At 76.7% G+C, this 26,238-nt stretch carries 2 protein-coding genes; both read right to left on the reverse strand.

Annotation, left to right across the window (positions count from 1 at the left end; translation table 11 throughout):
• Positions 1-20: 20 nt before the first annotated feature.
• Positions 21-11,255 (reverse strand): type I polyketide synthase, encoded by an 11,235-nt coding sequence (locus ACPFP2_RS09845; protein WP_424088220.1) that lies wholly within the window; start codon positions 11,253-11,255, stop codon positions 21-23.
• Positions 11,256-11,302: 47 nt separating this feature from the next.
• A complete protein-coding gene (locus ACPFP2_RS09850; protein ID WP_424088222.1) occupies positions 11,303-26,230 on the reverse strand; it encodes a type I polyketide synthase in 14,928 nt (4,975 codons plus the stop codon).
• Between the last annotated feature and the right edge of the window lie 8 nt (positions 26,231-26,238).

A 26,238-nucleotide genomic window follows, 5' to 3' on the forward strand; every position in this document is an offset into this window, starting at 1 on the left:
GTGGTCGTTGCGGCTGGCGGTCACGACGTCTCCAGCTCGCGGTCGATCAGGTCGAAGATGTTCTCGGCGGTGGCCGACTCGAGGTCGTCGTCGCCGCCGGCGTCGGACTGCCGCTCGTCCAGCCGGTCGAGCAGGCCGTGCAGCCGGTCGGTGATCCGGCGGAACGCGTCGTCGGCCGGGTCGAGGCCGGCGAGCGCCGCCTCCAGCCGGTCGAGTTCCCGGCCGGCCGCCGCCGACGGGTCCGCCCCGTCGGCCGGGCCGAACTGCCCGGCCAGGTGCGTGGCGAGCGCGGTCGGCGTCGGGTTGTCGAAGACCAACGTGGCCGGCAGCCGCAGCCCGGTGGCCGCGCCGAGCCGGTTGCGCAGCTCGACCGCGGTGAGCGAGTCGAAGCCGAGTTCCCGGAACGCGCGGGTCGGCTCGACGGCCGCCGGGTCGCCGTGGCCGAGGACGACGGCCACGTGCGACAGCACCAGGTCGCGCAGGGCGCGTAGCCGCTTGTCGTCGCTCAGGGCGCGCAGCGTCTCGGCGAACGCCTGCCCGTCGGTGACCTCGCCGGCGACGGCCCGGCGGCCGGCGGGGCGGACCAGCCCGGACAGCAGCGGGTGCACCGGCGTGCCGGCCGCCGCCGTCCCCGTGCTGATCTTCGCGGGCACCAGCACCGCCCGTTCGGACCGCCAGGCGGCGTCGAACAGGGCCAGCGCCTCGTCGGTGGAGAGGGCGGCCATGCCACCGCGGTCGAGCCGGCGGATGTCGGCGGCATCGAGGTGTCCGGTCATGCCGCTGGCCTGCGCCCACCGGCCCCAGGCGAGGGAGACCGCCGGCAGGCCGAGGGCCCGCCGCTGCTCGGCGAGGGCGTCGAGGAACGCGTTGCCGGCGGCGTAGTTGCCCTGCCCAGGGCCGCCGAACACGCCGGCGGCGGCGGAGAAGAGCACGAACGCGGTCAGCTCGTGGCCGAGCGTGGCGCGGTGCAGGTGCCAGGCCGCGTCGACCTTCGGCCGCAGCACCGCGTCGAGCCGGTCGGGGGTGAGCGATTCGACGGTGGCGTCGTCGAGGACCCCGGCGGCGTGCACGACGGCACGCAGCGGATGCCCCGCGTCCACCATGGACAGCACGTCGGCGACGCTGTCCGGGTCGGCCAGGTCGGCGGCGACGACGGACACCTCCGCGCCGAGCGCCTTGAGCTCGGCCAGCAGCGCGTCGGCGCCCTCGGCGTCCGGGCCGCGCCGGCTGACCAGCAGCAGGTGCCGGGCGTCGTGCGCGGTGACCAGGTGCCGGCAGAGCAGCGCGCCGAGGGTGCCGGTGGCGCCGGAGACCAGCACGGTGCCGTCGAGCCGGGGCGGCTGCGGGATGCTCAGGGCGAGCTTGCCGACGTGCCGGGCCTGGCTGAGGAAACGGAACGCCTCCGGGGCCCGCCGCACGTCCCAGTCGCGGCGGGGCAGCGGACGCAGCGCGCCCGCGGCGAACAGCCGCATCAGCTCGGCGAGCATCCGACCGATGGCGTCCTGGCCGGCCTCGATGAGGTCGAAGACCTGGTAGCTGACCCCGGGGTGGTCGGCGGCGACCCGCTGCGGGTCCCGTTTGTCGGTCTTGCCCATCTCGACGAACCGGCCGCCGGGGGCCAGCAGCCGCAGCGACGCGTCGACGAACTCACCGCTGAGGGCGTTGAGCACCACGTCGACGCCGCGCCCGCCGGTGCGGTCGCGGAACTCCTCGACGAAGTCGAGGCTGCGGGAGGAGGCGACGTGCGTGTCGTCGAAGCCGGTGGCCCGCAGCGCGGGCCACTTGCCGGGGCTGGCAGTGCCGTAGACCTCGGCGCCGAGGTGGCGGGCGATCTGCACGGCGGCCATGCCGACGCCGCCGGCCGCCGCGTGCACCAGCACGGACTCCCCCGCCGTCAGGCGGGCCAGCTCGACCAGTCCGTACCAGGCGGTCAGGAACACCACGGGCACGGTGGCGGCCTCCGCGTACGACCAGCCGTCGGGGATGCGGGTGACCAGCCGGTGGTCGGTGACCGCGACCGTGGCGAAGGAGCCGGAGAACAGGCCCGTCACCCGGTCGCCGGGCGCGACGCCGGTGACCCCGGGGCCCACCTCGAGCACCACGCCGGCGCCCTCGTTGCCCAGCACCTCCTGGTCGGGGACCATGCCGAGGGTCAGCACCACGTCCCGGAAGTTGAGGCCGGAGGCGCGCATCGCGACCCGGACCTGGCCCGCCGGCAGCGCCTCGGTGACCTCCGGGCAGGGCAGCACGGCCAGGTTCTCCAGGGTGCCCTTCTCGGTGACGTCGAGCCGCCACGGCACGCCGTCGCCGGGCAGCGGCAGCGCCCCGGCGTCGCGGGCCCGGACCAGCCGGGGCGCGAGCAGCACGCCGTCGCGGACCGCGACCTGCGGCTCGCCGGCCGCGACGGCCGCCGGGACGGCCCCGAGGGAGGCGGTGGCGGCGTCGGTGTCGAGCAGCGTGAACCTGCCGGGATGCTCGGCCTGCGCCGAGCGGACCAGCCCCCACAGGGCGGCCCGGGCGAGGTCGCGGGGGGCTTCGCCGGGGGCCGCGCCGACCGCGCCGGCGGTGTGCAGGACCAGGCGGGTGCCCTCCAGCCGGGGCTCGCCGAGCCAGTCCTGCACGAGCGCGAGGGCGTCCCGGGCGGCGTCGTGCGCGGCGTCGCCGGTCCGTGCCGGGTCCGTCGCGGCCTCGCCGCTCCGTGCCGGGCCGGCCTCGTCGACGCGTGCCGGGTCCGCGTGGGTGTGCTGCGCGACGACCACCTCGGGTACGTCCCCGGTGTGCCCGATCGCGGCGACCAGCGCCGCCAGGTCGGCGTAGGTGCTCACGGCCTGTCCGGCGGCGGTCAGCGCGGCGGCGAGGCCGAGGGTGTCGTCGCCGAGCACCGCCCAGCCGGTGGCCTGGGCCACCGGGTCGGCCTGCTCGGGCAGCGGCGTCCAGTCCAGGTGGAACAGCGAGGTTCGGCGCAGGGCGGCGGCCTCGTCGGCGCGGCCGGCGGCGACCGGGCGGAAGGTCAGCGACTCCACGGTGGCGACCGGCTGACCGGCGGTGTCGGCGAGGGTGACCGCGACGGTGTCGGGGCCGAGGGGCTGCAGCCGCACCCGCAGCCGGGTGGCGCCGTGGGCGTGCAGGGCGACGTTGCGGAACGCGAACGGCATCCAGCCCGTCCCGGTGGCGTCACCGTCGCCCAACAGGGCGGTGAGCCCGCTGGCCTGCAGCGCCGCGTCGAAGAGCGCGGGGTGCAGCCCGAACCGGGGCGCGTCGGCGGCCACCTCGTCGGGCAGGGCCACCTCGGCGTACACCTCGTCGGCGCCGCGCCACACCCGGCGCAGGCCCCGGAAGGCGGGGCCGTAGCCGAGACCGCCGGCGGCCATCTCGGCGTACCAGGTGTCCAGGTCGGCGTCGACCTCGACGGCGTCGGCCGGCGGCCACTCCCCCGGTACGACCAGCGGGGCGGGCAGGTGCGGCAGCAGCAGCCCTTCGGCGTGGCGGGTCCAGGTGTCGCCGTCGGCCTCGGGACGGGAGTGCACGGTGACGGGCCGCTCGCCGGTGTCGCTGGGCGCGCCGACGCGTACCTGCACCTGCACGGCCCCGCCCGGCGGCAGGACGAGCGGGGTGATCAGGGTGAGGTCGCCGAGCTGGCCGGCGTCGACCTCGTCGCCGGCCCGGACCACCATGTCGACCAGGCCGGTCCCGGGGACGATCACCGCCCCGCCGACCGCGTGGTCGGCGAGCCACGGGTGGGTACGCGCCGACAGCCGCCCGGTGAGCACCACCGTCTGGTCGTCGGCGACCGGGATGGCGGCGCTGAGCAGCGGATGCCCGGCGTCCTGGAGGCCGGCGGAGCCGACGTCCCCGCCCCGGTGCGCGGAGGGCCGCAGCCAGTAGCTGCCCCGGTCGAAGGCGTAGGTGGGCAGGTCGACGGTCGGGGTGCGGGTGAGGATCTTGGTGAGGTCGACGGGTAGGCCGATGGTGTGGGCGGTGGCCAGGTTGGTCAGCAGCCGGGTCGCGTCGTCGTCACCTCGGCGCAGGCTGCCCAGGGTGTGCCCGGTGGTGTCGGTGTCGTCCAGGATCGCGGTGACCGGCATGGTCAGCACCGGGTGCGGGCTGATCTCGACGAACGTGGTGTGTCCGGCGGCGATCGCCACCCTCACGGCCGCGTCGAACTGCACGGTGCGGCGCAGGTTGTCGTACCAGTAGTCGGCCGTCATCGTGACCGGGTCCACCCACTCCCCCGTCAGGGTGGAGACCAGGCGGGTGTGCCCGGCCTGCGGGCGCACGTCGGCGAGGTCGGCGCGCAGTTGTTCGGCGACCTCCTGCACGGCCACCGAGTGCGAGGCGTAGTCGACCGGGATCAGGCGGGCGCGGATGCCGTCGGCCTGACAGGCGTCAACCAGATCCGCCACCGGCTGCGGCGGACCCGACACGACCACCGTCGACGGACCGTTGACGGCCGCGATCCCGACGCCGTCGAACGCCGACAGACGCTCGGTGACCGCGTCGGCGGGCAGGTCGATCGAGGCCATCGTGCCGGTACCCCGCAGCACCGCCAGGGCCCGGGACCGCAACGCCACCGTCTTCGCCGCATCCTCCAGGCTCAGGATCCCGGCGACACACGCGGCACCGATCTCCCCCTGCGAGTGCCCGATCACCGCCTGCGCAGTGACGCCCACCTGCTGCCACACCGCAGCCAAGGCGATGCCGACGGCCCACAGCACCGGCTGCACCACCTCGACCCGCTCCAACCACGACTCGTCATCACCGGTCAACACCGAGACGAGATCCACATCCAGGTACGGCGCAAGCGCCTGCTGACACTCGGCCAACCGCGCGTCGAACACCGGCACCCGACCGACCAGACCGGCCGCCATCCGCGCCGACTGCGCGCCCTGACCCGGGAACACGAACACCGGACCGGCGCCGTGGCTCGACGCCACGCCGGTCACCACGTTGCCCGCCGGGGAGCCGGCGGCGAGGGCGTCCAGACCGGCGAGCAGCTCCTCGACGCTCGACCCGAGCACCACCGCCCGCTGGTCGAACGTCGAACGGGTGGTGACCAGGGACCACGCCACCGCAGCCGGATCAAGCTCGTCCTGCTCCCGCACGTGCCGCGCGAGACGGGCGGCCTGACCGGCGAGCGCGGCCCTCGACCGCGCCGACACCGGCCACACCGACACCGCCGCGTCGACCAACCCGGGGGCGGACGCGACGACGATCGGGTCGGCGGACTCGGCGGCCTCCTCGATGATCACGTGGGCGTTGGTGCCGGACATGCCGAACGAGGACACCGCCGCCCGGCGCCGCCGGTCCACCGCCGGCCAGGGTCGCGCCTCGGTGGCCAGCTCCACGGCCCCGGCGGTCCAGTCGATGTGGTGCGACGGCGCGTCGACGTGCAGGGTCGCCGGCACGAGGCCGTGCCGCATCGCCTGCACCATCTTGATGACCCCGGCCACTCCGGCGGCGGCCTGGGTGTGCCCGATGTTCGACTTGACCGACCCGAGCAGCAGCGGCGCGGCGTCGCCCCGGTCCTGCCCGTACGTGGCCAGCAACGCCTGCGCCTCGATCGGATCACCCAACGTCGTGCCGGTGCCGTGCGCCTCGACCACGTCCACGTCCACCGTGGACAACCGGGCCGAGGCCAGGGCCTGCCGGATCACCCGCTGCTGCGACGGACCGTTCGGGGCGGTCAGCCCGTTGGACGCACCGTCGGAGTTGACCGCGCTGCCGCGCACGATCGCGAGGACCGGGTGTCCGTTGCGGCGGGCGTCGGCGAGGCGCTCGACGAGGAGCACGCCGACACCCTCGCCCCAGCCGGTGCCGTCGGCGGCGGCGGCGAAGGGCTTGCAGCGGCCGTCGGCGGCGAGGGCGCGCTGGCGGGAGAACTCGGCGAACGTGCCGGGGGTGGCCATCACCGTGACGCCGCCGGCCAGGGCCAGGTCGCACTCGCCCCGCCGCAGCGCCTGCACCGCCAGGTGCAACGCCACGAGCGACGACGAACACGCCGTGTCCACCGACACCGCCGGCCCCTCCAACCCCAACGCGTACGCCACCCGACCGGACACGACACTCGCGGCGTTCCCCGTACCGGCGAATCCCTCCACCTCGTCGGCGGCGACCATCAACAGGGCCCCATAGTCCTGGCCGTTGGTGCCGACGAACACCCCTGTTCGTGAACCCCGCAACCCCGTCGGGTCAACCCCTGCCCGCTCCACCGCCTCCCACGAGGTCTCCAGCAGCAGCCGCTGCTGCGGGTCCATGGCGGTGGCCTCGCGCGGGGAGATGCCGAAGAACCCGGGGTCGAAGTCGGGGGCCCGGTGCAGGAATCCGCCCTGGTCGGCGTAGCTGGTGCCGGGGTGGTCGGGGTCGGGGTCGAAGAGGCGGTCGAGGTCCCAGCCCCGGTTGGTGGGGAACTCGCCGACGGCGTCGGTCCCGTCGGCGACGAGCCGCCACAGCTGCTCGGGATCGTCGATGCCGCCGGGATAGCGGCAGGACATGGCGACGATGGCGACGGGCTCGTCGTGCTCCACGGTGGACACGACGGCGGCCGGGGTGTCCCCGGTGGCCTCGCCGAACAGTGCGGTGAGCAGGAAGCGGGCCAGCACGACCGGGCTGGGGTGGTCGAAGACGAGGGTGGTGGGCAGGGCCCGCCCGGTGGCGGCGACGAGCCGGTTGCGCAGTTCCACGGCGGTCAGCGAGTCGAAGCCGAGGTCCCGGAACGCGGTGCCGGCTCCGACGGCGGCGGCCCCGCCGTCGTGGCCGAGCACGTCGGCGGCGAGTTCCCGGATCAGCTCGGTGACGTGCTCCTCCCGCCGGGCCGGGGTCAGCCCGGTCAGCCGGCGGCGCAGGGTCGCGGCGGGTCCCTCGTCACCGTCGTCGGCGGGCACGCCGCCGTCGAGGGCGGCCTTCGCCTCGGGTACGCCCTCCAGCAGCGGCCGCCGCCGGGCGGAGGCGTACGCGGGGGCGAACCGGCTCCAGTCGACGTCGGCGACGGTGAGGGTGACGTCGTCGTGGTCGAGGGCCTGCCGCAGCGCGTCCATGGCCACGGTGGGGTCCATCGCGGGCACGCCCCGGCGACGCAGCTGCCGGTCGGAGTCCGCGCCGTGCATGCCGCCGTCGGCCCAGGGGCCCCAGGCGACGGCGGTGCCGGCCCGCCCGTCGGCGCGGCGCTGCTGCACGAGCGCGTCCAGGTACGCGTTGCCGGCGGCGTACCCGACCTGGCCGGCGCTGCCCCAGGTGGCGGCGATGGACGAATAGACGACGAAGGCGTCCAGCTCCCGGTCGGCGAGCAGGTCGTGCAGGTGGGCGGCGCCGGCGGTCTTGCCGGCGGTCACCTCGGCCAGTTCGGCGGGGGTGACCTGCGCCAGCGGGGTGGTCTGCGCGACACCGGCGGTGTGCACGACGACGCGCACGGGCGGGCCGTCGGCCTCGACCCGGTCGAGCAGGGCGGCGAGCGCGGCCCGGTCGGCGATGTCGCAGGCGGCGACGGTGACCCGGGCGCCGAGGCCGGTCAGCTCGGCCTCCAGCTCGGCCGCGCCGGGGGCGTCGGGGCCGCGCCGGCTGACCAGCACGACGTGGGCGGCCCCGGCGGCGGCGAGCCAGCGGGCGGCGCGGGCGCCGAGACCGCCGGTGCCGCCGGTGACCAGGGCGGTCCCGGTGGGCGTGAAGCGGCGTACCGGGGGGCGGTCGCCGAGGCCGGCGCGGACCAGGCGGCGGACGAAGACGCCGGCCCCGCGTACCGCGAACTGGTCCTCGCCGCCGGTGGCGGTGAGGATCGCGGCGAGCCGGCCGGCGGCGCGGGCGTCGGGGTGGGTGGGCAGGTCGACGAGCCCGCCCCAGCGGTGCGGGGCCTCGACGCCGACCACCCGGCCGAGGCCCCAGTGCGCGGCCTGCGCGGGGTCGGCGAGCCGGTCGTAGGTGGCGGCGGCGACCGCGCCCCGGGTGACCAGCCACAGGGGCGCGACGAGGTCCGCGTCGCCGGCGGCCTGGGCGAGGGCGAGGGCGGCGGTGAGGCCGGGCAGCGCGGTGGTGCCGGCGGCGGGCGGCTCCCAGGCGAGCAGGGAGACGATCCCGGCGGTGTCCGTCCCGGTGAGGACGGCGGCGAGGGCGGCCCGGTCGACGTCGGGGGCGACGGGCAGCGCCGTCACGTCGGCGCCCGCGTCGGTGAGGGCGGCGTGCACGGCGCGGACGGCAGGGTCGTCGTCGAGGCCGGCGGGGACGGCGAGCAGCCAGGCGCCGGTGAGGCGGCCGGCGGCGGGTTCCGCCGTGACCTGCCACTCGGCCCGGTACCGCCAGCCGTCGAGGAGGGAGTGCGCCTGCCGCTGCCGGCGCCAGTCGGCGAGGACGGGCAGCAGGGTACGCAGCGACTCGGCGGCGGCCTCGTCGTCGACGGCGAGGGTGTCGCGCAGCGCGTCGAGGTCGGCGCGTTCGACGGCCTCCCAGAACCGCCGGTCGAGCAGGCCCGGGGCGGCGGCGGTGGCGGCCGGGTCGGCGGGGGCCTCGGCGGGCACCCAGTAGTGCTGCCGCTCGAACGGGTAGGTGGGCAGGTCGACGAGGCGGCCGGGCCGCTCGGCGAAGAGGTCCGCCCAGCGTACCGGGGTGCCGGCGACGTGCAGGTGGGCGAGCGCGGCGAGCAGGACGCGGCGTTCGGGGCGGTCACGGCGCAGCACCGGCACCACGACGGCGGGGGCGACGTCGGGGGCGGAGCCGACGGTGGCCAGCGTCTCCTCGGTGGGGGCGGCGAGGACCGCGTCGGGGCCGACCTCGACGAACGTGCCGACGCCGTGGGCGCGCAGGGTGCGTACGCCATCGGCGAAGCGGACGGCCTCGCGGACGTGCCGCACCCAGTAGTCGGGCGTGCGGATCTCGTCGGGATCGGCGAGCGCACCGGTCAGGTTGGACACCAGGGGCAGGGTGGGCGCGCGCAGGTCGAGGCCGGCGGCGACGGCGGCGAACTCGGCGAGCATCGGCTCCATCAGCGGGCTGTGGAAGGCGTGGCTGACCCGCAGCCGGCGGACCTTGACCCCCCGCCCGGTCCAGAGTTCGGCCAGCTCGTCGACACCGGCGGCGGCACCGGAGACGACCACGGAGGTGGGCCCGTTGACGGCGGCGACGGCGACCCGGTCGGTGAGCCCGGCCAGCGACGCGGCCACGTCGGCCTCCGTCGCGGCGACCGCGAGCATCGCCCCGCCGGCGGGCAGCGCCTGCATGAGCCGGCCCCGGGCGGCGACGAGCGCGCAGGCGTCGTCGAGGGTGAGCACGCCGGCCACGTGGGCGGCGGTGATTTCGCCGATGGAGTGCCCGGCGACGAGGTCGGGGGTGATCTGCCAGGAGTCGAGGAGCCGGTGCAGGGCGACCTCGACGGCGAAGAGACCGGCCTGGGTGAACACGGTCTGGTCCAGCAGCGCCGCGTCGTCGGTGCCGGCCTCGGCGAAGAGCACCGTCCGCAGCGGTTTCGGCAGCCGGTGGTCGAGGTGGGCGCAGACCTCGTCGAGGGCCTGCGCGAAGACGGGGTACGCGGCGGACAGCTCGCGCCCCATCCCGGCGCGCTGCGCGCCCTGCCCGGAGTACAGGAACGCGACGGCGCCCCGGTCGGCGGCGACGCCGGTGACCAGACCGGCGGCGGGCCGGTCGTCGGCGAGGGCGGTCAGGGCGGCCAGCGCGCCGTCGCGGTCGTCGGCGAGCACGACGGCGCGGTGCTCCAGCGGCGACCGGGAGATCGCGGAGGTCCACGCGACGTCGGCGGGACGCAGGCCGGGGTCGGCGGCGAGGTGGGCGGACCACCGCTCGGCCTGGCGGCGCAGCGCAGCCCGGGTGCGGCCGGTGAGCAGCACCGGCACGGGCGCGGGCAGGTCCGGCCGGTCGACCTCGGCGGGGACCGGCTCGGGCTGTTCGAGGACGAGGTGGGTGTTGGTGCCGCTCATCCCGAACGAGGAGACGGCGGCGCGGCGCGGGCGGTCCACGGCGGGCCACGGGGTGGGCTCGGTGACCAGGGTGACCGCGCCGGCCGTCCAGTCCACGTGCGGGGTGGGCGCGTCGACGTGCAGGGTGGCGGGCACGGTGCCGTGCCGCATCGCCATGACCATCTTGATGATCCCGGCGATGCCGGCGGCGGCCTGGCTGTGGCCGATGTTGGACTTGATCGACCCGAGCAGCAGCGGCGCGGCGTCCCCCCGGTCCTGCCCGTACGTGGCCAGCAGCGCCTGCGCCTCGATCGGGTCGCCCAGCGTGGTGCCGGTGCCGTGCGCCTCGACCACGTCGACCAGGTCGGGGGTGAGCTTCGCGCCGGCCAGCGCCTGCCGGATCACCCGTTGCTGGGCGGGGCCGTTGGGGGCGGTGAGGCCGTTGGAGGCGCCGTCCTGGTTGACGGCGGAGCTGCGGATGATCCCGAGGACGGGGTGGCCGTTGCGGCGGGCGTCGCTGAGCCGTTCGAGCAGCAGCATGCCGACGCCCTCGGACCAGCCGGTGCCGTCCGCGGCGGCGGCGAACGACTTGCACCGGCCGTCGGCGGCGAGGCCGCGCTGCCGGGAGAACTCGACGAACGGGCCGGGGGTGGCCAGCACGGTGGCCCCGCCGGCCAGGGCGAGGGAGCACTCGCGCTGGCGCAGCGCCTGGCAGGCGAGGTGCACGGCGACCGACGACGACGAGCAGGCGGTGTCCACGGTGACCGTGGGCCCTTCGAGGCCGAAGGTGTAGGCGAGCCGGCCCGAGACCACGCTGGCGGCGGTGCCGGTGAGGACGTAGCCCTCGACGCCGGGAGCGCGGTGCAGCACGGCGGCGTAGTCCTGCCCGGAGGTGCCGACGAAGACGCCGGAGCGGCTGCCGCGCAGCGACAGCGGGGCGATCCCGGCGCGCTCGAACGCCTCCCAGGTGACCTCCAGCAGCAGCCGCTGCTGTGGGTCCATGGCCAGGGCCTCGCGGGGCGAGATGCCGAACAGGGCGGCGTCGAAGTGCCCGGCGTCGTAGAGGAACCCGCCGGCGGCGGTGTACGAGGTGCCGGGGTTGTCGGGGTCGGGGTGGTGCAGCCGGTCGAGGTCCCAGCCCCGGTCGGTGGGGAACTCGCCGACGGCGTCCCCGCCGGCCGACACGAACGACCACAGGTCCTCGGGTGAGGCGATGCCGCCCGGGTAGCGGCAGCTCATCGCGACGATGGCGACCGGCTCGGACTCCTCGGCGGTGACCTCGCGCAGCCGTTGGCGGGTCTGGTGCAGCTCGGCGATGACCCGCGTCAGGTACTCGCGCAGCCTCTCTTCGTCCGCCATGGTTGATCTCGCTCCCTCGTTCTCCACCGGTACGTGACGCGCGTGACTCAGGAAAGCCCGAGGTCCCTGTCCACAAGGTCGAAAAGTTCCTGGTTGCTGGCCACCCGCAGTCGGTCGGCGACCTCGGTAGCCTCCTCGGGCCGCTCGGCGTCACCCCGCTCGGCGGCGCCGAGGCGTTCCAGCAGCCGGTGCAGCCGCATGGTGACCCGCACCCGGCCCAGGTCGTCCTGCTCGCGCCGGACGAGGGCGGCCTCCAACTGGTCCAGTTCCTCGACCGTCGGCAGGGTCTGCACCGACGCCTCGCTGACCAGTTCGGCGCGCAGGTGCTCGGCGAGGGCCTGCGGGGTCGGGTAGTCGAACACCACCGAGCTGGCCGGGTGCAGGCCGGTCGCCGTCGCCAGCCGGCCGCGCAGCTCCACGGCGGTCAGCGAGTCGAAGCCGAGGTCGCGGAACGGCCGGTCGGCCTCCAGGGCGTACGGGCTGTCGTGGCCGATCACCTCCGCGGCGGCGGTGCGGACCAGGTCGACCAGGAGCCGGTTCTGCTCGGCGGCGGTGAGGTCGGCCAACCGCTTGCGCAGGCCGGTGCGGACCTCGTCGCCGCCGTCGGCGGCCGGGTCGGGGCCGGTGCGCAGCGCTGCCACCTCGGGCAGGTCGCTGATCAGCGGGCGCGGCCGGGCGGAGGCGAAGACCGGGGCGAAGCGGGCCCAGTCGACGTCGGCGACGGTGAGCACCGTGCCGTCGCCCGCCACGGCGGCGCGCAGCGCGGCCATCGCGGGCTCCCGGTCCAGCAGGGAGACGCCGCGCCGGCTCATCGCCACCGCGTGCTCGTCGCTGACCATGCCGCCGCCGGCCCACGGTCCCCAGTTGACCGAGACCACCCGGGCCCGGCCGGCGGGCCGGGACTGCGCCCACGCGTCGAGGAAGGCGTTGCCGGCGGCGTACGCGCCGTGGTCGCCGACGCCCCACGCGGCGGCGATGGAGGAGAAGTAGACGACCAGCTCCAGCGCGTCCGGGTCGAGGAACTCGTCGAGGTGGCGGGCCCCGGCGGTCTTGCCGGCGACCACGTCGGCGAGTTCGTCGGTGTCGACCACGCTCACCGGGTTGAGCCGGCCGACGCCGGCGGCGTGCACGACGGCCCGCACGGTCTCGCCGTCGCGGCGCAGCCCGTCGACGAGGGCGGCGACGGCATCCCGATCGGCCAGGTCGCAGGCGACGACACGGGCCTGCGCGCCGAGGTCGGCGAGTTCGGCCAGGGTGGCGGCGACGCCGGGGGCGTCCGCGCCGCGCCGGCTGACCAGGATGAGCCGCCGGGCGCCGTGCCGGGCGAACCAGGCGGCGGCGTACCGGCCGATGGCGCCGGTGCCGCCGGTGACCAGCACCGTGTCGGGCGGCTGCCAGGCCGGGGCGTCGGGCAGCTCGCCCCGCGCGGCGCGGGCGAGACGCCGCAGGTGCACCCCGAGTGGACGGACGGCGAGCTGGTCCTCGGCGTCGGTGTTGGTCAGCGCCCGCAGCAGGTGCGCGTCGGCGGCCGGGTCGAGGTCGGCCGGCAGGTCGAGCAGGCCACCCCAGTGGGCGGGGTGTTCGAGGGCGGTGACCAGACCGAGGCCCCAGGTGGTGGCCTGCGCGGGGTGGGCGAGCTGGTCGCCGGGGCCGGTGCTGACGGCCTGCCGGGTGAGCAGCCAGAGCGGCCCGGCCGGGGCGGCGTCGGTGACGGCCTGGATCAGGGCGAGGTTGCCGGTGAGGCCGGCCGGGACGGCCGGATGGTCGGGGTGCGGCCGCTCGTCGAGGGCGAGCAGCGAGACGATCCGGGTGCCGGGGTCCACGGCGAGCCGCCCGGCCAGTCCGGCCCGGGTGACCGTCGCCGGGTCGACGGCGAGCGTGCGGACGCTGCCACCGTGTGCGCCGAGCAGCCCGGCGAGCCGGTCCCCGACCTCGGTGCCGGTTCCCGCGGTGGTCGGGTCGTCGGTGCGGCCGGTGGCCGGGTCGCCGGGGTTGCCGGTCGCGGTGGCGAGGCCGGCAGCAACGGTGCCGGTGCCTCCGGTGCCGGTGTCGGTGGCGAGGCCGGTGGTGCCGGGGCCGGTGGGGACGACCAGCAGCCAGTCGCCGGTGGCGGGACCGGCCGTGAGCTGCCGCTGCGGCCAGGTGACCCGGTAACGCCAGCCGTCGACCAGCGCGTCGGTCTGCCGCTGCCGGTGCCACTTCGCGAGGGTGGGCAGCTGGGCGCGCAGCGGCCGGTCCGGGTCGACGCCGAAGCGGGCGGCCAGCCCGTCGCCGTCCTCGGCGGCCACGGCCTGCCAGAACGCCTCGTCGGCGGGGCCGGCGACCGGGGCGGCCGGCTCGGCGGTGCGCACCACGTCGCCGTCGCCGACCGGCCAGAACCGCTGGTGCCGGAAGGCGTACGTGGGCAGGGCGGCCGGCTCGGCGGCGGGCAGCAGCGTCGCCCAGTCGACCCGTACGCCGTGGCAGTGCAGCCGGGCCAGCGCGCCGAGCAGGGCCGCCGCCTCACCCCGGCCGGGCCGTTGCACGCCGGTGACCAGGGTGCGTCCGCCGTCGGGCAGCGCGTCGGCGGCCAGGGCGGTGAGCACGGTGTCGGGGCCCACCTCCAGCAGCGCGGACACCCCGAGGGAGTGCAGCTGGGTGACGGTGTCGGCGAACCGGACGGCCTCCCGGACGTGCCGCACCCAGTAGTCGGGGGTGCAGAGCAGTTCGGGGTCGGCGACCCGGCCGGTCAGGTTGGACACCACCGCGACGGTCGGCGGGGCGTAGTCGAGGTCGGCGGCGACGGCGGCGAACTCGGCCAGCATCGGCTCCATCAGCGGGCTGTGGAAGGCGTGGCTGACGTTGAGCCGCTTGGTGCGTACGCCGAGGGCGGTGAAGTGCTCGGCCAGGTCGGTGAGCGCGTCGGCGGCGCCGGAGACGACCACGGCGGCGGGGCCGTTGACGGCGGCGACGGCGACCCGGTCGGCGTACGGGGTGAGGGTGTCGGTGACCTCGGCCTCGCCTGCGGCGACGGCGAGCATCCCGCCGCCGGCCGGCAGCGCCTGCATCAGCCGGCCCCGGTTGCCGACCAGCGTGCACGCGTCGGGCAGGGTGAGCACCCCGGCCACGTGGGCGGCGGCGATCTCCCCGACGGAGTGCCCGGCGACCAGGTCGGGGACGATCCCCCAGCTCTCCAGGAGCCGGTGCAACGCCACCTCGACGGCGAAGAGCCCGGCCTGGGTGAAGACGGTGCGGTCCAGCAGCGCGGCCTCGGCGCTGCCCTCGGCGGCGAAGAGCACCTCCTTCAGCGGCCGGGGCAGGTGGGCGTCGAGGTGCTGGCAGGCCTCGTCGAGCGCCTCGGCGAAGGTGGGGAAGGTCCGGTACAGCTCCCGGCCCATCCCGGCGTGCTGGGCGCCCTGGCCGGAGAAGAGCACGGCGAGGGTGCCGGGTTCGGCGACGCCCCGGGTGAGGGTGGGGTGGCTCTGCCCGGCGGCGAGCGCCCGCAGCCCGGCCACGTACGCCTCCCGGTCGGCGGCCAGCAGCACGGCCCGGTGCCGCAGCGGCGAGCGTGCGGTGGCCAGCGCCCGGGCGACGGCGGTGTCGGTGTCGGGTGCGCCCGACGCCCAGTCGGCGAGCCGGGCGGCCTGGGCGCGCAGCCCGTCCTCGTCGTGGCCGGAGACCGCCCAGGGCAGCAGCGGCGGCGCGGCGACCGGGTCCGGCGCGGTCGTGCCCTGCGGCTCGTCGGTGTCGTCGGGGGCCTGTTCGAGGATGACGTGGGCGTTGGTGCCGCTCACCCCGAACGCGGACACCGCGGCGCGGCGCGGGCGGCCCGCCTCGGGCCACGGGGTCGGCTCGGCGAGCAGCGCCACGGCGCCCTCGGTCCAGTCGACGTGCGGGGTGGGCTCGTCGACGTGCAGGGTGGGTGGCAGCAAATCGTGCTGGAGCGCCATCACCATCTTGATCACGCCGGAGACCCCGGCGGCGGCCTGGGTGTGGCCGATGTTGGACTTGACCGAGCCGAGCAGCAGCGGCCGGTCGGCGGGCCGGTCCTGCCCGTACGTGGCGAGCAGGGCCTGCGCCTCGATCGGGTCGCCGAGCCGGGTGCCGGTGCCGTGCCCGTCGACGGCGTCGACGTCGGCGGGGGTGAGCCGGGCGTTGGCCAGGGCCTGCCGGATCACCCGCTGCTGGGCGGGCCCGTTGGGGGCGGTGAGGCCGTTGGACGCGCCGTCCTGGTTGGTGGCGGAGCCGCGGACCACGGCGAGCACGCGTCGGCCGTCACGACGGGCGTCGGAGAGGCGTTGCAGGAGCACCAGACCGGCGCCCTCGCCCCAGCCGGTGCCGTCGGCGGCCCCGGCGAACGACTTGCACCGGCCGTCGGCGGCGAGGCCGCGCTGGCGGGCGAACTCCAGGAACGGGCCGGGGGTGGCCATCACGGTCACCCCGCCGGCGACGGCCATGTCGCACTCGCCGGCCCGCAGCGACTGCACGGCCAGGTGCAGCGCGACCAGCGACGACGAGCACGCGGTGTCGACGGTGACGGCCGGGCCCTGCAGTCCGAAGGTGTAGGAGAGCCGGCCGGAGACCACCGCCGCCGCGTTGCCGGTCGCCTGGTAGCCCTCGGTCTCGGTCTTCGCGGCCATCAGCAGGGTGGCGTAGTCCTGGCCGTTGGTGCCGACGAAGACGCCGGTGCTGCTCTCCCGCATGTCGGCGGGGGCGATGCCGGCGCGCTCGAACAGCTCCCAGCCGGTCTCCAGCAGCAGCCGCTGCTGCGGGTCCATCACCAGCGCCTCGCGCGGGGAGATGCCGAACAGGCCGGCGTCGAAGCCGCCGACGTCGGCGACGAAGCCGCCCTCGCGCACGTACGAGGTGCCGGGGGTGTCGGGGTCGGGGTCGTAGATGGCGTCGAGGTCCCAGCCCCGGTCGGCCGGGAACCCGGCGATCGCGTCGCGTCCCTCGGCGACCAGCCGCCACAGGTCCTCCGGGGTGCCGACCCCGCCGGGGTAGCGGCAGCTCATCGCGACGATGGCGACGGGTTCGTCGAGGGCGGCGGCGGCCCGGGTCGGTGCGGCGGCCTGCTCGGTGACGCCGAGGATGCGGTCGGCCAGCCAGGCGGCGAGCAGCGCCGGGGTGGGCCGGTCGAAGACGAGGGTGGCGGGCAGCCGCAGCCCGACGGCCTCACCGAGCCGGTTGCGCATCTCGACGGCGCTGAGCGAGTCGAAGCCGATCTCCCGGAACGGGCGGTCGGCGCCGACGGCCTCGGCGGAGGCGTGCCCGAGCACCGCGGCGGCGTGCACCCGGACCAGTTCCAGCAGGGTGCGGCGGCGTTCCGGCTCGGCGAGGCCGGCGAGCCGGCCGCGCAGCGGGGACGCCTCGGCGGGCTCGTCGTCGTCGCGGGTCCGGGTGGTGGCGACGATCCGGGCCACCTCGGGGATGTCCTCGATCAGCGGCCGGGGGCGGGTCAGCGCGAAGGTCTGGTGGAACCGGTCCCAGGCGATGTCGGCGACGGTGAGGGTGGTCTCGTCGTGGGCGAGGGCCTGGGCGAGCACGGAGACGGCCAGGTCGGGGCGCATCGGGCGGACGCCGGAGCGGAACATCTGGTCGGCGGCGCCGTCGGTCTCCAGCATGCCGCCGCCGTCCCACGCGCCCCAGGCCACGGCGGTGGCGGCGAGGCCCCGGCGGCGGCGGTCCTCGGCGAGGGCGTCGAGGAAGGCGTTGCCGGCGGCGTAGCCGCCCTGCAGGCCGCCGCCCCAGACGCCCGCGCCGGAGGAGAAGAGCACGAACGCGGCGGCGTCGCCGAAGACCGCGTCGAGGTTGACCGCGCCGGCGACCTTGGCGTGCAGGCCGTCGGCCAGCTCGGCGAGGTCGGTGTCGGCGAGCGGGCCGGCGTGGGCGACGCCGGCGGCGTGGAACACCGCGTCGACCCGGACGCCGTCGGCGGCGAGCCGGTCGGCGAGGGCCCGCAGCGAGGCGGCGTCGGCCACGTCGCAGGCGGCCATGGTGACGGTCGCGCCGAGCCCGGTCAGCTCGGCCTCCAGCTCGGCGGCGCCGGCCGCGGCGGGGCCCTGCCGGCTGGTCAGCACCAGGTGGGACGCGCCCTCGCGGGCCAGCCAGCGGGCCACGTGCGCGCCGAGCGAGCCGAGGCCGCCGGTGACCAGGGCGGTGCCGGTGGGCCGCCAGCCGGTGTCGTCCGGGGCGCTCTCCACGGCGGCGCGCACCAGCCGGCGGGCGAACAGGCCGGAGGGGCGTACGGCGACCTGGTCCTCGTGGTCGACGCCGGTGAGGGCGGCGGCGAGCCGGCCGCGCGAGCGCCGGTCCAGGGTGGGCGGCAGGTCGACCAGGCCGCCCCAGCGGTCGGCGTGTTCCAGGGCGGCGACCCGGCCGAGCCCCCAGACGAGGGCCTGCCGGGGGTGGTCGAGCGGGTCGGCGCGGCCGGTGGAGACGGCGCCGCGGGTGGCGCACCAGAGCGGGGCGGTGATCCCGGCGTCACCGAGGGCCTGCACCAGGGCGAGGGTGCCGGCGAGGCCGGCGGGGACGACGGGCCGGTCGGGGTGGTCGGCCTCGTCGAGGGCGAGCAGGGACAGCACGCCGGTGACGGCGTCGGTGTCGACGTCGGTGAGCTGCCCGGCCAGCGTCCGGCGGTCGAGGTCGGCGACGGTCACCGGGAGCACGTCGGCCCCGGCCTCGCCGAGGGTCTGCACGACCTGCCCGACCAGCGGGTGGCCGGCGTACGCGGCGGGTGCGACGAGCAGCCACGTCCCGCCGGTCGAGGTGGTGGTGGCGGCGGTGAGCGGCTTCCACCGCACCCGGTAGCGCCAGGCGTCCACCGTGGACTCGTCGCGGCGGCGCTGCCGCCAGGAGGAGAGCACCGGCAGCGCGTCGCCGAGCGTCCGGGCCTCGGTCTCGTCGACACGCATCGCGGCGGCGAGCGCCTCGGCGTCGGCCCGCTCGACGGCGTCCCAGAACTGCCGGTCGACCGGGTCCTCGGCGGCCGTCGCCGGGCCGGTCCGCACCGGCGCCTCCGGCCAGTACCGCTGGCGGTGGAAGGCGTACGTGGGCAGCGGCACGGCCGGGCCGCTGCGTACCCCGCAGACGGCGTTCCAGTCGGCCTCGACGCCGTGCACGTGCAGTTCGGCCAAGGCGGTGAGCAACCGGGGCCAGCCACCCGCGCCCCGGCGCAGCGTGTTGACGACGGCCGCGTCGTGCTCGCCGGCGTCGATCGTCTCCTGCATGCCGAAGCTGAGCACCGGGTGCGGGCCGACCTCCAGGAAGACCTGGTGGCCGTCGTCGAGCAGGCTGCGCACGGCCCGTTCGAAGTTCACCGTCTCGCGCAGGTTTCGGTACCAGTAGCCGGCGTCGAGGGTGGCGGTGTCGGTCGGCTCGCCGGTCAGCGCGGAGTAGAAGGGCAGTTCGGCGGGGCGGGCGGTGATCCCGGCGAGGCTGTCGAGCAGCCGGTCGGCTACGGCCTCGACCTGCGGCGAGTGGGAGGCGTAGTCGACGTCGATCGGGCGGGTCCGCACGTCGTCGGCCGCGCAGGCGGCGAGCAGTTCGGCGAGGGCGTCGTGGTCGCCGGCGACCACCACCGACCCGGGGCCGTTGACCACGGCGACGCAGAGCCGGCCCGGCCAGCGGGTCAGCAGCTCGCGGGCCCGCTCGGCGGGCAGGGCCACGGAGACCATGCCACCGGCGCCGGTGATGTCGACGAGCACCTGGCTGCGCAGGGCGACGATCTTGGCGGCGTCCTCCAGGGAGAGCGCGCCGGCCACGCAGGCGGCGGCGATCTCGCCCTGCGAGTGGCCGACCACCGCGCCGGGGCGTACGCCGAGCGAGCGCCACAGCCGGGCCAGGGAGACCATCACCGCCCAGAGGGCGGGCTGCACCACGCCGGAGGCGACCAGCGGCGGGGCGTCCTCGACGCCGCGCAGCACGTCGGTGAGGGACCAGTCCACCCAGGGCGCGAGGACGGCCTCGCACTCGGCGATGGACGCGGCGAACACCGGGGAGGTGTCCAGCAGTTCCACGGCCATGCCGGGCCACTGGGAGCCGTGACCGGAGAAGACGAAGACGGGGGCGGTGTTGCGCAGCACCGTCCCGGTCACCACGGCGGGGACGGCTTCGCCGTCGGCCAGCGCGGTGAGGCCCTGGGCCAGTTCGAGGTGGTCCTGGCCGAGCACGACGGCCCGGTGCGGGAACGTCGCCCGGGTGGTGGCGAGGGCGTACGACACCTCGGCCGGCTCGATCTCGGGGTGCGCGGCGAGGTGGGCGCGCAACCGGACGGACTGCTCCCGCAGGGCGGCCCGGTCGGTGGCGGAGAGCACCAGCGGCACGACCCCGGCGTCGGCGGCGGCTCCGGGGCGGGACTCGGCGGCCACGGCCGGCTCGGGCGCCTGCTCCAGGACGACGTGGGCGTTGGTGCCGGAGATGCCGAACGACGACACGGCGGCGCGGCGGGGCCGGTCCACGGCCGGCCAGGGGGTCGGCGCGGTGGCGAGGGTGACCGCGCCGGCGGTCCAGTCGATGTGCGGGGACGGCTCGTCGACGTGCAGGGTGGGCGGCACCAGGCCGTGCCGGAGCGCCTGCACCATCTTGATCACCCCGGCGACACCGGCGGCGGCCTGGGTGTGCCCGAGGTTGGACTTGACCGAGCCGAGCAGCAGCGGCCGTTCGGCGGGCCGGTCCTGCCCGTAGGTGGCCAGCAGGGCCTGCGCCTCGATCGGGTCGCCGAGGGTGGTGCCGGTGCCGTGCGCCTCGACGGCGTCCACGTCGGCGGTGGACAGCCGGGCGTTGGCCAGCGCCTGCCGGATGACCCGCTGCTGGGAGGGTCCGTTGGGGGCGGTCAGCCCGTTGGACGCGCCGTCCTGGTTGACGGCGGTGCCGCGCACGATCGCGTACACCCGGCGGCCGTCGCGCTGGGCGTCGGCGAGCCGCTGCACGAGGAGCATGCCGACGCCCTCACCCCAGCCGGTGCCGTCGGCGGCGGCGGCGAACGACTTGCACCGCCCGTCGCGGGACAGCCCGCGCTGCCGGGAGAACTCGATGAAGGTGCCGGGGGTGGCCATCACCGTCACACCGCCGGCGAGGGCGAGGTCGCACTCCCCCGACCGCAGCGCCTGCGCGGCCAGGTGCAACGCCACCAGCGACGACGAACACGCGGTGTCGACGGTGACCGCCGGGCCTTCCAGGCCGAAGGTGTACGCGACCCGTCCGGAGAGCACGCTGCCGGAGGTGCCGGTGCCGATGTAGCCCTCCACCTCGGCGGGCATGTCCATCAGCCGGGAGGCGTAGTCGTGGTACATGACTCCGGCGAAGACGCCGGTGCGGCTGCCGCGCAGCCGGTGCGGGTCGAGACCGGCGGACTCGAACGTCTCCCAGGAGGTCTCCAGCAGCAGCCGCTGCTGCGGGTCCATCGCCAGGGCCTCACGTGGGCTGATGCCGAAGAATCCCGGGTCGAACTCGGCCGCGCCGTACAGGAAGCCGCCGTGGCGGGCGTACGAGGTGCCGCTGTGGTTGGGGTCCGGGTCGAAGAGGGATTCCAGGTCCCAGCCCCGGTCGGCGGGGAACTCGCTGATGCCGTCCCCGCCGGTGGCGAGCAGTTCCCAGAGCTGGTCGGGGTTGTCCGCCCCGCCGGGGAACCGGCAGGCCATGCCGACGATGGCGATCGGCTCGTCGAGGCCGGTGGCGCTCGCCATGTCGGTGGGGGTGACCGTGGCGGACCGGGCGCCGGTCAGCTCGGCGTACACCTGGCCGGCGAGGATCTGCGGGGTCGGGTAGTCGAAGACCAGCGTGGAGGCCAGCCGCAGCCCGGTCGCCGCGTTGACCCGGTTGCGCAGGTCCACCGCGGTCAGCGAGTCGAAGCCCAACTCCCGGAACGCCCGGTCGGCGGGCACCGCGTCGGCGCCGCCGTGCCCGAGCACCTGCGCGACGAGAACGCGGACCAGGGCGTCGACCTGGTCGCGGGCGTCCTGCGGGTCCAGCCCGGCGAGCCGGTCGGCCCAGTTGCCCGTGCCGGCCTGCCGGCGGGTGGAGATCGGCCCGAGCAGCACCCGCAGCATCGACGGCACCCGGCCGGCGACCACCTGCGCCCGCATGGCCGGCACGTCGATCGCGGCCGGCACCGGGGCCGGACGGCCGGTGGCGAGGGCGGCGTCGAAGAGCGCCAGGCCGGTGGCGACGCTCATCGGGGTGATACCGGCCCGGGTGGACCGGGCCCGGTCGGTGTCGCCGACCGTGGCGGCCATGCCGGTGGTGTCCCACATCCCCCAGGCCAGGCTGACCGCCGGAAGGCCGGCCTGCCGGCGGTGCGCGGCGAGCGCGTCGAGGAACGTGTTCGCGGCCGCGTACGCGGCCTGCCCGGGCGAGCCGAGCACACCGGCGACCGACGAGTAGACGACGAACAGGTCGAGGTCGCGATCCCGGGTGGCCTGGTGCAGCCACCAGGCGGCGGTCGCCTTCGGGGCGAGCACCCCGGCCAGCCGTTCCGCGCTGAGCGCCGTGACCACTCCGTCGTCGAGCACACCGGCGGTGTGCACCACGCCGGCCAGCCGGCCGGAGACACCCGCGAGCAGCGCGGCGACCCGCTCCGGGTCGGTGACGTCGGCGGCGACGACCTCGACCCGGGCGCCCAGGTTGGTCAGCCGCCCGGTCAGCTCGGCCGCGCCGGGGGCGTCGAGTCCCTGCCGGGACACCAGCAGCAGCGACCGCGCCCCGTACCCGGTGACCAGGTGCTCGGCCACGAGCGCGCCGAGCGCGCCGGTGCCGCCGGTGACCAGGACGGTGCCGTCGCCGAGGACCGGCGGGCGCACGCCGTCCACCGGGGCGGGGACCCGGACCAGGCGTGGGGTGAGCACCTCGCCGTCGCGCAGCGCCACCTGCCCGCCGGTGCCGGCGGGCTCGTCGGCGACGCCGGCCAGCACGGCGAGCGTGGCGGCGTCGGGGTCCCGGTCGAGGTCGGCCAGGACGAGGCGGTCCGGATGTTCGGACTGCGCGGAGCGCAGCAGCCCCCACACGGCGGCGCCGGCCAGGTCGGTGACCGGGTCGGTGTCGCGGGCCGGCACCGCGCCCCGGGTGAGCACCACCAGCCGGGAGTCGGCCAGCGCGTCGGCGGCCAGCCACGCCTGGACCACGCCGAGCACGTCGGCGGTGACGGTGGGCACGGCCTCGGGCAGGTGCGTCCCGGCCGGGCCGGTCACCGGCAGCACCAGGGCGCGCGGCGGCTCCTCCCCCGCGTCGACGGCGGCGAGCACCGCCGCCACGTCCGGGTGGGTGGGCAGCCCGGCCGGGTTCGGCCGGTCCGCTGCGGCGAGCAACGCCCAACCGGTCAGGTCCTCGACGGGCGGGACGTCCGCCGGCTGCCAGGTGACCTCGAACAGCGAGCGGGTCGCGACCCCGGGGGCGGTCACGCCGGTCAGCTCCCGCAGCACGAGGGAGTCCACCGACACCACCGGCGCGCCCGCCGTGTCGGTGGCGACCAGCCGCACCGTCGCGCCGTCGCGGGTCAGCCGCACCCGCAGCGCCGCCGCCCCTCCGGCGTGCACCTGTACGCCGGAGAACGCGAACGGCACCCGGGGGCCGCCGTCCTCGCCGGCCAGCAGCAGCCCGACCGGGTGCAGGGCGGCGTCCAGCAGCGCGGGATGCACCCCGAACGCGCCGGCCTGCCCGGCGGTCTCCTCGTCCAGGGCGACCTCGGCGTACACCTCGCCGTCGCCGGTCCACAGCCGGCGCAGGCCCTGGAACGCCGGACCGTAACCGAGGCCGCGCCCGGCGAGGGCGTCGTACCACTCGGTGAGGTCCACCTCGGCGGCCGCGACGGGCGGCCACGCCCCGAGACCGGGCTCGTCGCCGTCGGCGGGCGCCAGCACACCCTCGGCGTGCCGGACCCAGCCGGCGTCGGGATCGTCCTCGGACTGGGCGTGCACGGTCACCGCGCGCACGCCCGCGCCGTCGGCCGCGCCGACGCGCACCTGCACCCGGACGCCGCCGCTGTCGGGCAGGGTCAGCGGCGCGACGACGGTCAGCTCCCGTACCCGGGACGCGCCGATCTCGTCGCCGGCCCGCACGACCAGTTCGACCAGCGCGGTGCCGGGCAGCACCACCACCCCGGCGACCGCGTGGTCGGCGAGCCACGGATGGGTGGCCAGGGAAAGCCGGCCGGTGAGCAGCACCATGTCCTCGCCGGCCACGGAGACCGCCGCGCCGAGCAGCGGGTGCCCGGCCGCGCCGAGCCCGACGCCGGTGACGTCGGCGATCCGGCCCGCCGGCTCCAGCCAGTACCGCTCGTGCTGGAACGCGTACGTGGGCAGGTCGACCCGGCGGGCGCCGACGCCGTGGAGCACAGCGTCCCAGTCGACGGGCAGGCCGTCGGCGTGCAGCCGGGCCAGCGCCTCCAGCAGGGCGCGGGACTCGGGCCGGTCCTTGCGTGACAGCGGCACCAGCACGGTGGACGGGTCGGTGAGGCAGCTCTGGGCCATGGCGGTGAGCACGCCGGTGGGGCCCAGCTCGACGTACGTGCCGACGCCGGCCTCGGCGAGCCGGTCGACGGCGTCGGCGAAGCGGACGGCCTCCCGGACGTGCCGCACCCAGTAGTCGGGGGTGCACAGCTGCTCCGGCTCGGCGATCCGGCCGGTCAGGTTCGACACGATCGGCACGGTGGGCGGCCGGAAGTCGAGTCCGGCGGCGACGGCGGCGAACTCGGCGAGCATCGGGTCCATCAGCGCGCTGTGGAAGGCGTGGCTGACCCGCAGCCGGTGGGTGGGGACGCCCCGGTCCCGCCAGGTCCGCTCCACCTCGTCGACCGCCTCGGCGTCGCCGGAGACGACGACGGCGTTCGGGCCGTTGACGGCGGCGACGCCGATCCGGCCGGGGACGCCGGCCAGCGACTCGACCACGGACGCCTCGTCGGCGGCGACGGCGAGCATCGCGCCACCGGTGGGCAGCGCCTGCATGAGCCGGCCCCGCGCGGCGACCAGCGTGGCCGCGTCGGCGAGGGAGAGCACCCCGGCGACGTGCGCGGCGGCCAGCTCACCGATGGAGTGCCCGACCAGGAAGTCGGGGCGCAGGCCGAACGAGCCGGCGAGGCGGAACAGGGCGACCTCGACGGCGAACAGGCCGGCCTGGGTGAAGACGGTCTGGTGCAGCAGGTCGGCCTCGGGCGTGCCGGCCTCGGCGTGCATCACCTCGCGCAGCGGCCGCGGCAGGTGCGCATCGAGCGCGGCGCAGACCTCGTCGAGGGCGGCGGCGAAGACGGGGTACGCCTCGGCGAGTTCGCGGCCCATGCCGGCGCGCTGGGCGCCCTGGCCGGAGAAGAGGAACGCGACCCGGCCCCGGGACGTGGCGTGACCGGTGAGCACCGACGCGGCCGGCTCGCCGTCGGCCAGGGACCGCAGCCCGGCGAGCAGGTCGGCGCGGTCGGCGGCGAGCACCACGGCACGCCGGTCCAGCCCGGCGCGGCTGCGCGAGGACACGGCGACGTCGACCGGGCGGGCGGATTCGTGGGCGGCGAGGTGCTCGGCCCAACGGCCGGCCTGCGCGGCGAGGGACTGCGGGCTGCGGGCCGAGAGCAGCACCGGCACCAGCGGCGGCTCGGCGGCGGGCGCCGGCGGCTCGGGTTCCTCGACGGCGGGGGCCTGTTCGAGGATGACGTGGGCGTTGGTGCCGGAGATGCCGAACGACGACACGGCGGCCCGGCGGGCCCGGTCGGCAGCCGGCCAGGGCCGGGCCTCGGTGAGCAGTTCGACCGCGCCGGTGGACCAGTCGATGTGCGGCGACGGCGCGTCGACGTGCAGGGTGGCCGGCAGCACGCCGTGCCGGATCGCCATCACCATCTTGATCAGACCGGCGACACCGGCGGCGGCCTGGGTGTGGCCGAGGTTGGACTTGACCGAGCCGAGCCAGAGCGGCTGCGCGTCGTCGCGGTCCTGCCCGTACGTCGCCAGCAGGGCCTGCGCCTCGATCGGGTCGCCGAGGGTGGTGCCGGTGCCGTGCGCCTCGACGGCGTCCACGTCGGCGGGGGCGAGCCGGGCGTTGGCCAGCGCCTGCCGGATCACCCGCTCCTGGCTGGGGCCGTTGGGGGTGGTCAGGCCGCTGCTCGCGCCGTCCTGGTTGACGGCGCTGCCCCGGATCACCGCGTGGATGCGCCGGCCGTCGCGTTGGGCGTCGGAGAGCCGTTGCAGCAGCAGCACGCCGACGCCCTCGGCCCAGCCGGTGCCGTCGGCGGCGGCGGCGAACGACTTGCACCGCCCGTCGGGGGCGAGGCCGCGCTGGCGGGAGAACTCGGCGAAGACGCCGGGGGTGGACAGCACGGTGACGCCGCCGGCCAGGGCGAAGTCGCAGTCGCGCTGGCGCAGGGCCTGCACGGCCAGGTGCACGGCGACCAGGGAGGACGAGCAGGCGGTGTCGACGGTGACCGCCGGCCCTTCGAGCCCGTACGTGTAGGCGACCCGGCCGGAGACGAGGCTGCCGGAGTTGCCGGTGCCGAGGTATCCCTCGACGCCCTCGGGCAGGTCCAGCACCCGGGAGGCGTAGTCGTGGTACATGACGCCGGCGAAGACGCCGGTGCGGCTGCCGCGCAGCCGTTGCGGGTCCAGGTCGGCGGACTCGAACGCCTCCCAGGCGCTCTCCAGCAGCAGCCGCTGCTGCGGGTCCATCGCCAGCGCCTCGCGGGGGCTGATGCCGAAGAAGCCGGGGTCGAACCCGGTGGCGTCGTAGAGGAAGCCACCCTGGTCGGTGTACGAGGTGCCCGGGTTGTCGGGGTCGACGTGGAACAGCCGTTCCAGGTCCCAGCCCCGGTCGGTCGGGAAGTCGCCCCGTCCTTCGCGGCCGGCGGCGACGAGGTCCCACAGGTCGTCGGGGCCGCGTACCCCGCCGGGGAACCGGCAGGCCATGCCGACGACGGCCATCGGCTCGCGGTCCTTCGCCTCCACCTCGCGCACCCGCCGCCGTGCCTCGCGCAGGTCGGCCGTGGCGCGCCGGAGGTAGTCGAGGAACTCTTCCTCAGTGGGCATCGGGCCAC

The sequence above is a fragment of the Micromonospora citrea genome (assembly GCF_049629545.1).
Taxonomy (GTDB): Bacteria; Actinomycetota; Actinomycetes; order Mycobacteriales; family Micromonosporaceae; genus Micromonospora; species Micromonospora citrea_A.